At 48.7% G+C, this 12,555-nt stretch carries 9 protein-coding genes; all 9 read right to left on the reverse strand.

Going from position 1 to position 12,555, the window contains the following annotated elements; genetic code table 11:
* Nucleotides 1-14: 14 nt before the first annotated feature.
* The 9 genes from uvrA to A0126_RS11945 all read right to left on the reverse strand — a co-directional run bounded on the left by uvrA (nt 15) and on the right by A0126_RS11945 (nt 12,520).
* A complete protein-coding gene (gene uvrA / locus A0126_RS11905) occupies nt 15-2,870 on the reverse strand; it encodes an excinuclease ABC subunit UvrA (protein WP_088837755.1) in 2,856 nt (951 codons plus the stop codon).
* Between the two features lies 1 nt (nt 2,871).
* Nucleotides 2,872-4,839, reverse strand: a complete 1,968-nt coding sequence (gene uvrB / locus A0126_RS11910; RefSeq protein WP_088837756.1) for an excinuclease ABC subunit UvrB — start codon at nt 4,837-4,839, stop codon at nt 2,872-2,874.
* Nucleotides 4,840-5,043: 204 nt separating this feature from the next.
* On the reverse strand, nt 5,044-6,207 hold the full coding sequence (locus A0126_RS11915; protein ID WP_088837757.1) for a PDZ domain-containing protein: 1,164 nt from the start codon (nt 6,205-6,207) through the stop codon (nt 5,044-5,046).
* A gap of 19 nt (nt 6,208-6,226) precedes the next feature.
* Complete coding sequence (locus A0126_RS11920; RefSeq protein WP_088837758.1) at nt 6,227-7,645, reverse strand: S41 family peptidase; 1,419 nt, start codon at nt 7,643-7,645, stop codon at nt 6,227-6,229.
* Nucleotides 7,646-8,028: 383 nt separating this feature from the next.
* Nucleotides 8,029-9,363, reverse strand: a complete 1,335-nt coding sequence (locus A0126_RS11925) for a murein hydrolase activator EnvC family protein (protein ID WP_088837759.1) — start codon at nt 9,361-9,363, stop codon at nt 8,029-8,031.
* 38 nt (nt 9,364-9,401) lie between these two features.
* Complete coding sequence (gene ftsX, locus A0126_RS11930; RefSeq protein ID WP_029331384.1) at nt 9,402-10,301, reverse strand: permease-like cell division protein FtsX; 900 nt, start codon at nt 10,299-10,301, stop codon at nt 9,402-9,404.
* Nucleotides 10,291-10,977, reverse strand: coding sequence for a cell division ATP-binding protein FtsE (ftsE, locus tag A0126_RS11935; RefSeq protein WP_088837760.1), 687 nt, complete (start codon nt 10,975-10,977; stop codon nt 10,291-10,293). Before ftsE ends, ftsX begins: the two co-directional genes overlap by 11 nt.
* Before the next feature lie 199 nt (nt 10,978-11,176).
* Nucleotides 11,177-11,539 carry a cytochrome c551 gene (cccB, locus tag A0126_RS11940; RefSeq protein ID WP_088837761.1) on the reverse strand — a complete coding sequence of 121 codons (363 nt, stop codon included), beginning with the start codon at nt 11,537-11,539 and terminating at the stop codon, nt 11,177-11,179.
* Between the two features lie 111 nt (nt 11,540-11,650).
* Entirely contained in the window at nt 11,651-12,520 is an 870-nt protein-coding gene (locus A0126_RS11945) for a YitT family protein (RefSeq protein ID WP_088837762.1), read from the reverse strand.
* Between the last annotated feature and the right edge of the window lie 35 nt (nt 12,521-12,555).

A 12,555-nucleotide genomic window follows, 5' to 3' on the forward strand; every position in this document is an offset into this window, starting at 1 on the left:
CCGTCAAAAAAGTTTCATGATTCGATTCGGGCTGCGTCTCGTTCCAAAACAGGTGCCAAGTAATGTCCTGTATACGATTCCTTGACTTGCACGATGTCTTCCGGTGTTCCTGTTGCAACAATCATACCTCCACCATCGCCACCTTCCGGACCAAGATCAATCAAGTAATCCGCCGTCTTAATGACGTCGAGGTTATGCTCGATGACGAGGACCGTATCGCCGTTGTCGACGAGGCGTTGCAAGACTTTCAACAGGCGGGCGATATCATGGACATGCAGTCCCGTCGTCGGTTCATCGAGAATGTAAATCGTTTTCCCAGTCGACCGCTTATGCAGTTCCGAAGCAAGCTTCACGCGTTGTGCTTCACCGCCCGACAGTTCCGTCGCCGGCTGTCCGAGACGCATGTACGTCAATCCGACGTCAGCAATCGTTTGCAGCTTCCGACTGATTTTCGGAATTTTTTCGAAGAACTCGAGTCCCTCTTCGACTGTCATCGCAAGAACGTCCGAAATCGTTTTACCTTTATATTTTACTTCGAGCGTCTCGCGGTTATACCGTTTCCCGTGACAGACTTCACACGGAACGTAAACGTCCGGCAAGAAATGCATCTCGATTTTAATGATCCCGTCTCCGCGACACGCTTCACACCGGCCACCTTTGATGTTGAAACTGAAGCGTCCTTTTTTATAGCCGCGTAACTTCGCTTCGTTCGTCGAAGCGAAAACATCACGAATGTCGTCAAAGACACCGGTATATGTCGCCGGGTTCGAACGTGGCGTCCGACCGATCGGGGATTGGTCGATGTCGATGACTTTATCGATTTGGTCGAGTCCTGTGATGCCTTTATGCGCTCCCGGCTTTTCTTTTGCCCGGTTCATCTCATGTGCAATCGTCTTATAGAGAATTTCATTAATCAATGTCGACTTCCCGGAACCTGATACTCCGGTCACGGCAACAAACAAGCCGAGCGGGATATCGACGTCGACATTTTTTAAGTTATTTTCTGACGCTTTTTTAATTCGTAACGCCCGTCCGTCTGGTTGTTTCCGTTCAGTCGGCACAGGAATGAACTTCTTCCCCGACAAATATTGTCCGGTCAGTGAATTCGCGTCGTTCATTAATTCTTCCGGTCGACCGGCCGCTGTGACGAAGCCGCCGTGATCACCGGCACCGGGTCCGATATCAATCAGATAATCCGCTGCCATCATCGTGTCTTCATCATGTTCGACGACGATCAACGTATTTCCGAGATCGCGCATCGTTTTCAGCGTACTGATCAATCGGTCGTTATCACGTTGGTGTAAGCCGATTGACGGTTCGTCAAGGACATAGAGGACACCTGTCAGACGGGAACCGATTTGTGTCGCGAGACGAATCCGTTGCGCTTCCCCACCGGACAATGTGCCGGCAGCACGGGAAATCGTCAAATAATCGAGACCGACGTTTTCTAAGAACGACGACCGTTCATGAATCTCGCGGACGATCATCCGCGAAATCGTTTGATCTTTTTCCGATAGTTTCGCCGGTAACTCTTCGAACCAGATGACGGCTTGCTTGACTGACATCTTCGTCACTTCTCCGATGTGGATACCGGATACTTTGACAGCAAGCGATTCGCGTTTCAGACGATGCCCTTTACAAGTCGGACATGCTTTTTTCGCCATATATCCTTCCATCTGTTCGCGGATGTAATCCGACGACGTCTCCTTGTAGCGACGTTGCAAGTTATTCAAGACACCTTCAAAGAACAGATCCGTGTTGCGGACCATGCCAAAGTCATTTTCATAACGGAAGTGAATTTCTTCTTTCAAGCTGCCGTTTAAGATGATGTCGCGTTGTTCGTCTGACAACTGTTCGAACGGCGTATCCATGTCGATTTTAAAGTGCTCACAGACTGCTTTGAGCAATTGCGGATAATATTGTGAGCTCGTTGGTTCCCACGCGACGATTGCCCCTTCGTTGAGTGACTTGTCTGCATGCGGTACGACAAGATCGACATCGACTTCAAGTTTCGTCCCGAGTCCGTCACATGAGGCACAGGCCCCGAATGGCGAATTGAACGAGAACATCCGTGGTTCGAGTTCTCCGATTGAGAAACCACAAATGGGACACGCATGATGCTCACTGAAAAGGAGCTCATTGCCATCCATCGTATCGACGATGACACGTCCCTCCGCGAGGCGAAGTGCTGTTTCGAGTGAGTCGGCGAGCCGTGATTCGACGTCCGGTCGGACGACGACACGGTCGACGACGACTTCAATCGAGTGTTTCTTGTTTTTTTCGAGTGCGATGTCATCCGTTAAATCAATCGTATCGCCATTGACACGGACACGAACGAAGCCCTCTTTTTTCAAATCTTCAAAGACTTTGACATGCGCCCCTTTTCGTCCGGAAACGATTGGTGCCAAAATCTGCAACCGCGACCGCTCAGGTAACTCCATCACTTGGTCGACCATCTGACTGATCGTTTGACTCGAGATCTCAATCCCGTGGTTCGGACAGATCGGTTTGCCGATTCGCGCATACAGCAGACGGAGGTAATCATAAATCTCCGTCACCGTCCCGACAGTCGAGCGGGGGTTTTTACTCGTCGTTTTTTGATCGATTGAAATTGCCGGACTAAGTCCCTCAATCGCATCGACGTCCGGTTTATCCATCTGCCCTAAAAACTGGCGTGCATAAGCGGAGAGGCTTTCGACATAACGTCGTTGCCCTTCCGCATAAATCGTATCGAACGCTAGTGATGACTTCCCGGATCCCGATAAGCCCGTCAAGACGACGAGCTGATCGCGCGGGATTTCAACATCGATGTTTTGAAGGTTATTGACGCGAGCGCCTTTGATGATAATCTTGTTTTTCTTGTCTCCCAACTTAGGCACCTGCTTTCAATTCTAATATAAGATCTCGAAGCTCTGCTGCGCGCTCGAATTGCATGTCTTTCGCTGCTTGTCGCATCTCTTGATCCAACTGTTCGAGTAGCGTTTCGCGCTCCGGTTTTTTCAGTTTATTGAATTTCTCCAGTTTTTCGACCGTATCATCACTTTCAATCGTCGTACTGATGACACCGCGAACATCTTTTTGAATCGTTTTCGGCGTAATGCCGTGTTCTTTATTGAACGCGAGCTGAATGTTGCGCCGACGTTCCGTCTCATCCATTGCCCGTTGCATCGAATCTGTAATCTTGTCTGCAAACAGGACAACGTGCCCTTCCGAGTTCCGGGCCGCCCGTCCGATCGTCTGAATCAATGATCGCTCGGACCGTAAGAAACCTTCTTTATCCGCATCGAGAATCGTCACGAGCGACACTTCCGGAATATCGAGTCCTTCACGAAGCAGATTGATCCCGACGAGTACGTCATACTTACCAAGCCGCAGATCGCGAATGATTTCAATCCGTTCGAGCGTCTTGATTTCCGAGTGCATGTAGTTGACCTTAACACCGTGTTCTTTTAAATAATCGGTCAAGTCTTCCGACATTTTTTTCGTCAATGTCGTCACGAGAACCCGTTCATTTTTCGCAACGCGGTCCCGGATGTTGTCCATCAAGTAATCGATTTGACCCGTGATCGGATGAATCTCGATCGTCGGATCGACGAGTCCCGTCGGACGAATAATTTGTTCAACCATCTCTTTTGAGTGCTCGAGCTCATAAGGTCCCGGCGTCGCTGAGATATAAATTGCTTGACTGACCTTCTCTTCAAACTCTTCAAAACGAAGCGGCCGGTTATCTTTCGCTGACGGCAAACGGAAACCATGCTCGACGAGGACTTGTTTCCGCGCCTGGTCACCGTTATACATCCCGCGGATTTGCGGTAACGTGACGTGCGACTCATCGGCGACGAGCAAGAAGTCTTTCGGGAAGTAATCGATGAGCGTATACGGCGTCGATCCTTCCGGCATCAGGTTTAAATGACGGGAATAGTTTTCAATTCCTGAGCAGTAACCCATTTCACGCATCATCTCGAGATCGTAGTTCGTCCGTTGCTCAAGACGTTGCGCTTCAAGTAACATCCCGTCTTCACGCATCTTCGCGAGTTGCGTCTCAAGTTCGACTTCGATGTTCGCGATTGCTTTTTGAAGACGTGTGTCCCCCGTCACGAAGTGGGACGCCGGGAAGATTGAGATATGTTCACGATCGGCGATGATTTCACCTGTCAACGGATCCATGTCGCGAATCCGTTCGATTTCGTCACCAAAAAATTCGACACGGACACATTGTTCGTCTCGTGACGCCGGGAAAATCTCGACGACATCACCACGGACACGAAACCGCCCGCGCTGGAAGTCGATGTCATTTCGTTCATATTGAATGTCAATCAAACGACGGAGCATCTCGTTACGCCCCATCTCGTTGCCGACACGAAGCGACAACACGTGATTATTGTATTCTTCCGGGTTACCGAGACCGTAGATACACGAGACGGACGCAACGATCAAGACGTCATCTCGCTCAAACAAGGAAGATGTCGCCGAGTGACGGAGTTTATCAATCTCATCGTTGATGGACGAGTCTTTTTCGATGAACGTGTCCGTCGACGGGACATACGCTTCCGGTTGATAGTAATCATAAAAGCTGACGAAGTACTCGACCGCGTTGTTCGGGAAAAATTCTTTGAACTCCGAGTACAGTTGCCCGGCCAGTGTTTTATTATGCGCCAGGACTAACGTCGGCTTTTTAATCTCTTTGATGACATTCGAGACGGTGAACGTCTTACCGGTTCCGGTCGCTCCGAGCAACGTTTGATGCCGCTCGCCGTTCTTGACGCCGGTGACCAATTGTTTAATGGCAGCCGGCTGATCGCCGCCTGGTTCAAATGGTGACACTAACTCAAAATCCATCGCTAACTTCCCCCTCATTCCGTAAAAAATCTATCTTTATTGTATCACTTTACGAACAAACATTCGATTATGAAGTGCTCCTTCTAGGAAGTTACCCGTTTTTCCAAAAAAGAAAAAGTCCCAGTACGGATTATCTCTGAAAAAGATAAAGTTCACTCAAGAAACAACAACATCCCCTACCACTTACGTGATAGAGGATGTTCATTATTGAAGCGTTCGAATTTTCGTCCGGCGATTCCCCGGCTCACTGACGAACATGATGCCGAGTTCATGATGATCTTGTTCATAAAAAGCCCGTTGTGCAAACCGAACATCTCCATTATGATTCATCACTTCGAGACGTAAGTACGGTTTATGCTTTTGAATCGCTTCATAGAAGCTCGTCTCGGAATCAACAAAATCACCGTTGACCTTATAGATGGCTTCTCCGGGTACGAGCCCCATTTCTGATGCCGGTAATCCAGGGAACGTCCCCAGGATGACGACACCCCGTTTTCCATTGAGGAAAATCGGCGTCGCTGAACGATTCAAACGTTTGACCCGTTGGTGCAAGATGATGTGCAAGACGAGCAGGAGCGGTAGACCGAATAACCATTCTTCCCGGTTCGTCACGTACGCACCCAGTGTCAACAAGACCGCGAGTAACAATGTGATGACGCGACCCCGAATCAATGGACGCATCAACTCAGCCGGCAATTTTCCTGTGAACAGAAAACTGAAGCCGAGCGGGAAAAAGAGCACGAGCGGGACGTACTCCGGAAAAGCGAACCGCGGAAACCATTCCTCGAGACTACTGCCTGGAACAATGACGAGCAACGGAATCAACCACAGTTTGTTCGCGGACAACCCACCGATGAAACGCCCCCGCTTCGATAAGACGAGTGATGGGGACAACTGCTTTTGACCGCGCCACGCGACGAGCGCCAATTCTGCCAGCAGCGTCAAGCTCGCAAGCAACAGCAACGTCGTCGCGTCGACCTCTTTAATCCCGTCCATCCGTTCATCCGTCACGAACCACCCGATAAGTGCCAAAACGCTGAGCGGCCAAAGCGGCAAGTTAAACCGGACGACGCCAATCACTAATGTCACGGCAGCGAGCGCCGTAAAGGCGACAATGAAGACCGGGCTGACGGTCACCTGTAAACTCAAACTGATTGCAGATAAGACAATCCCGACGAGCAGACCGGGCAGTAATGTCTCAAAAATGTCGGTCCGTTGATCGCGTGATTTCGAGCGGAACAAGTTCCGTTCTCGCCTGACGCGACGAATACCGATTACAACACTGACTAGAATGGCTAACCACAGGATTGGACTAGCGATAAGACTAATCACTGTCCAACCGATTCCATCGAATAATTCCACGCCCATTCAGACCTCTTTCCGTGATTTATTCAGCAGCAACTTCAAGTGCCTTGATGCGTTGTACATCATTTTTCGAGTCTTCTAACTTTTTCAAGAGACGTGTCTCCATCTCGGAAGCCGTCACCGGGTCAATCTTACCCGTGACTTCGAGCTTGGCATCTTTTTGAAGTTGTTCGACTGCTTGTTTCATCGTGTCGCCATAATACCCATCCTGCCCTTTCGGATCGTAACCGATCGCTTCGAGCACGAGATGTGCATTTTCGACAGTTTTTCCATAGTCCCCGACATTGAGCGCTTTGTCATCCGTCAATATTTTCGTGACATTGAAATACGCGGGTTGTTTGACTTCAACGGTCGGTTTAACTCCTTTTTTGTGAATCCAGTTCCCATCTGGCGTCAACCATTTGTTCGTTGTCAGCTTCAGGTCACTGCCATCTTTTAAGTCATACGCACTTTGGACGATCCCTTTACCGAATGACTTTGTACCGACGACTTCTGCACCGGCGCCTTCTTTCAGACCGGCGGCTAAAATTTCTGACGCTGACGCGGAACCGCTATCTTCCAACACGACGATGTTATAAGGTTTCTTCGCGTCCGCCTTCCCGAATTCCTGCGTCCGGTCGCCTTTATTGTCTTCGACCTGGAAAATCGGTGTATCTTTCGGAATGAATGGCGCAATCATTTTCGAAACTGCCGTCAACAGTCCGCCCGGGTTTCCCCGGACGTCAATGACGAGTCCATCGATATTCTTCGCTTCGAGAGCAGCGAGTTGCTTTTCGAACTCTTCTGCAGTCGGGTCAGAGAACTGAGTCACTTGGAGTACACCAATCGTTTTCCCGTTCACTTGTTCTGTTTCCGAATAAACGGTCTCAATCGGAATCGTATCGCGTTCAATCGTGATTTTCATCGGGTCTTGTCCCCCGCGTTGAATCGTCAAGACGACTTCCGTCCCTTTTTCACCACGAATCTTTTTGACAGCTTGATCCGTCTTTTGACCTTTCGTCGACTTGCCATCGATTTCTATAATGACGTCACCCGGCTTGATTCCTGCTTTTTCAGCGGGTGCCCCTTTAATCGGAGCGACGATGACAATTGCCTCACCCTTTTGCTCCAGTGTCGCGCCAATTCCTTCAAACGATGAAGACAGATTCGTGTTGAACGACGCCGTTTCCGATTCATCCATGTAGACCGAGTAGGGATCGTCAAGCACTTCCGTCATCCCACTGAGTGCTCCTTCAAGCAATTCTTGATCCGTGACATCTTCTAGGTAATACTGTGAAATCATCTGGCGGACTTGATCAACCTTTTTCCAGTCCCCCGATTCGCCCGATGAACTGGTCGTCACCGTGTCGGTACCACCTGTTGCTAACATACCGACTGCGCCTGCCCCTAGGCCAAGTCCGAATGTACTGACTGCTATGACTGCCGTTGTAGATTTTTTCACGCTTGATTCCTCGTTTCCGGTGTAAACCTGCTATTTTTTTCAGTATAGCAAAAAAAGATAGGTTACCCTATCTTTTCAACGTGTAGACAAATTCTTATAGAGAGTGAACAGGAGATATCGAGAGACAATCCGTTCGGGCTTTCCGTCACGATATTACCTAAAAAGCGTCACGTTTCGTTGACTCCTACGGGAGAAGTGCGTTGTTAACGCACTATCAGAGACAGGCAAGACCCTGCTCGTTGTCCGCTAGGATCCAAGGAGCAACGGCTTGCGCCTCGCCCGAGGAAAGCAACGAAAAAGACGCTTGATCTCCCGATAGCACGTTGTCTACAGTCTGAAAAAAATAGGTTACCCTATCTTTTCGCTAAAGAGCTATAGGTCAATCAAAAGATGTACGGGGCTGGATCGACCGCGTTCGGTTGTCCGACCGCCCACTCCCCTTGGTGAATCTCAAAGTGAAGATGAGGACCAGTCGACCAGCCTGTCGAACCTAACTTTCCGATGACCGTCCCCGGCATGACCGTTTGCCCTGCCTCCACGGCGACGGAATCAAGATGTCCGTAAACCGTCGTCCAGACTTTCCCGTCGATCAGATGGGTGATCATCACGACATTCCCGTATCCTGTCGCACTTCCGGCGCGCAGGACGATACCACCCGCCGCCGCCTGAATCGGTGTTCCTTTAGCATTGACGAGATCGATGCCCGTATGAATCTCCGACTTGCCGGTCAACGGATTGTTCCGTGGACCGAACGGGCTGGACACGTAACCGGAGACAGGTAATTGAAATGGCTTTGCATGATCCGTCGCAGATGGTACCGGTTGCGTTTTCGTCGTTGGCGATGCCGTCCGGTCCGCTGCCTGCGTGTCGTCCGCTTCCTCTTGCTCACGTTTCGCTGCCTCGATACGGGCGAGACGTTCTGCTTCCGCCTTTATCTTTGCTTGTTCAGCGGCACGTGCTGCTTCTTCGAGTTCCGTCAGTTGCGTGCTAATCAATTGTTGCTGATCTGCTAAGATTTGGGCTTCTTCCGCCTTCGTGAACTGCTCCTGCTTCAATTGTTTGACCTGATCGTTCAATTGGACGACCAGTTTTCGTTTCAACTCAGATTCCGCGATAATCCGCGTCTGCAGAATCAACAGTTTCCGTTGGTCTTTTTTTAGCTGACCGAGGATGAGTTCTTGACTTGCGCGTTGCTCCGTCAATTCCGTGACATTTGCTTTATAGGCATTCAAAACACCATCATCTTGTTTAATGATTTCACTGACAGTACTAAAACGCGAGATTAAATCGCCAAAATCTTTTGAGTCGAGCAACACTTCGATGTATTTGATGTCGCCATCCCGCTGAACGGCACGAAGCCGGTTCCCAAGTAAATCTTCCTGCGCCCGTAACTCGGACAATGTTTGTTTAATCGCTTCTTCAATCGCTTGCAACTCTTCTTTTGATGCAGAAACAGCCGCTTGTTGATCTGCAATTTCACTCGCTAAATCATCCAAACGGCTGTTGACTTCATCCAAACGCTCCTCTGCGAGGCGGCGTTCTTTTTTCGTCAAGATTAACTTCTCAGATGTCTGATTCTGTGATCGTTCCGTCTCTTGCAGACGGGACTCGATCTCCTGTTGTTCCTTCAACAATTCTTCTTTAGACACGGCGTGAACGGATACACTTGAACCAACCAGGGCCAAGCTGAGCACAGCTGAACAGAATCGAACCTTCATGAGAAGCATCTCTCCTCTATATTTTGTTTTTGCGTAACTTATACTTTTAAGAAACGTCCGAGTGACGTCGTTGATCCCCATACTCCGATGAAGGCACCGAGCGCAAGTAAAATCAATGCGACTTGAACGGATAGTTCACCTGGTGGAATCAAGTTAAAGATTGATGCATTTAAAGATACGAGTTGTGGTTGAAGGGCATTGTATGTCACTTCATAACCAAAATAAACGACAGCGATTGGAATCAATGCTCCGAGTACACCCATCAAGAGTCCCTCGACGAAGAACGGTGCACGGATGAAGCCGTTTTTCGCTCCAACGAGACGCATGATTTCGATTTCCCGACGACGCGAGAAAATCGTTACTTTGATCGTATTCGAGATGAGGAACATCGCCATGAAGGTCAGACCGACAATTAAGATGATTCCACCGACGCGTACCCCTTCAAGGAAGTTGAACATCTTCTCGACGTAATCTTCGCCATACTCGACACTATCTATATTTTCCATTTTTTTGACTGTATTTGCAATAGTTTCTGTCTCATTTGGTGAAGTTGCTTTGACGATGTAGCGATCGTGAAGCGGGTTATCCTTCTCGACCGACTGGTACGCCTGCGATCCTTCTCCTAACTGTTCTTTAAAACGATTCAGTTCATCTTCTTTTGAACTGTACCGGACAGACGCGACACCCGGCATCTGTTCTAATTTTGAACCAACGGCGTCGATTTTTGCTTGATCGGCCTCGCGTTCGACGAACACTTGAATTTCGACGTCTTTTTCGACGTTGTCTGAAATCTTGTTGACGTTGAACATGACCATCGCAAAAATTCCGACGAGTAATAATGTCACGGTTACGGCACTGACAGAGGCGAATGTCATCCAGCCGTTTCGGACAAGACCTTTCGACCCTTCCCGTAAATGACGGAATCCATTAAACTTCATAGCCGTACATTCCTTTCTCTTCGTCACGGACGATTTTTCCACCGTCAATCGCCAGTACACGATGACGCATTTTGTTAACGATGTCTCGATTGTGTGTCGCCATTACGACCGTTGTCCCACGGCGATAAATCTCTTCGAAGACCTCCATGATTTCCCATGCCGTATCCGGGTCAAGGTTTCCTGTCGGCTCATCAGCGATGACGAGTGACGGACGGTTGACGATGGCTCGGGCAATCGAAATCCGTTGTTGTTCCCCACCCGATAACTCATCCGGATAGTTCCGCGCTTTATGTTTGAGTTTGACGAGATCGAGGACTTCGTTTACTTTTTTACGGATTTGCGCTTTGTCGTCTCCGACAACTTCGAGTGCGAATGCGACATTTTCATAAACCGTCAATGACGGGAGGAGTTTAAAGTCTTGGAAGATGACGCCGATTTGGCGACGGAGTTCTGGAATTTGACGGTTTTTTAATTTACCGACTTCGATTCCTTTAAACAAAAATGAACCGCTCGTCGGTTTCTCTTCGCGGTACATCATCTTCATGAATGTTGATTTGCCGGCTCCAGAAGGACCAACGATATAGACGAACTCACCTTGATTGATCGTCAAATTGACCTCACGAAGTGCAGTGACTCCGTTCGGGTATATTTTACTAACTTGTTGCATCTTGATCACTTACTTCACATCCTTATTTGATTACTGGGGTGATCAGCTAGGTCTTAAAACCTACCGATTCCCATTATAACAGGCATGAAAAAAAACCACATTACAATCAAATGTCAATTCCGGCTGTTTTTCATAAAAAAAGGGATAAGAAATGACGAACACGTGTCGTGTCTGTCATCTCTTATCCCATACTATCACATAGTTATGCTTATTTCTTTTCTGCTAACCAATCAGCAACAGCAACGATTTCTTCGTCTTCTTTCAGGATTCCGGCAGGCATTTGCCCTTTACCGTTCTTGATGATGTCCTGAATCTCTTCAGACGAATACTTTGAACCGACTTTTGTTAAGTTTGGTCCAACATTTCCTTCTAAATTGTTCCCGTGACATGAGGCACAGTTATTCGCGAAGATTTTTTCCGCATCAACTGCTGATTCTGTTTTTGAAGAATCATCATTCATCGACGTGTCTTCTTTCGTTGTATCCGAAGAACTGGAATCATCACTGCCGCAAGCGCCGAGTACGAGTGTCGCGCCAAGTCCTGCCGCGAGTAAAAGATTTTTTAACTTCATCCGTATACCCCCCCTTAAAAAATACCAATCAACGTTCTTACCTATTAGAGTATAACCGTTCTTGATGTTTTCTAAGCGTGATTTCACAAAAACTTCACGTTTTCGATGTGTTTACGGAACATTGTGATACCGTTTGTCATCCGTGAAGCCAAGCCCGAGTACTTCATGGGCCTCACTGACGACAAGGAACGCTTCCGGGTCAATGTGTTTGACGATTTCTTTCAACGTCGTGATTTCACCTTGACGGACGACGACCATCAGCATCGGCTTCCGCTTCCGTGTATAGGCACCCGCTGCCTCGATTTCCGTTGCGCCGCGATCAAGTGTCTGGAAGATCTCTTTAACAAGGGCTTCCCGTTGATCAGAAATGATGTAGGCCAGCTTATCGTTCGTGATTCCGAGCTGGACGATATCAATCATCTTAATCGTGATGAACAAGGCGACGAGCGCATACAGACCAATTTCGAGCGAGAAGATAATCGCGGCACTGATGACGATTGTCCCGTCAAGCAAGGCGATGCACAAATGAATCGGTAACTTCGTAAACCGGTGTAGAATCTGGGCGATTAAATCCATCCCGCCGGTCGACGCCCGACCTTTAAAAATCAGACCGAGTCCGATTCCGACGCCGGCCCCGCCAAAAATCGCAGCGAGCATCGGATTCATCGTCGCTGCCGGGACCTCGAACCGTTCATAAATCAAGATGACGACGGGCAAAAAAATCGATCCGACGAGTGACTTGACGCCGAACCCCATCCCGAGAATCATCCAGCCGATCGCGAGTAATAGGACGTTCGCAACGAGCTGGAACAGTCCGGGTGAAATCCCGAATAAATCATTCAAGACAATCGATAGCCCACTGACCCCTCCTGAGGCGAGTTGATTCGGTGCGAGAAACAGACTGAACGCACTGGCGACGAATAATGAACCTAATAATAAATAAATATAGTCGCGAACGACTTCCTGACGCGTTGATGTCATGGCGTTGCATTTCCCCTTACCTTAAAATCTAGAAC

It is taken from the genome of Exiguobacterium sp. N4-1P (genome assembly GCF_002214325.1).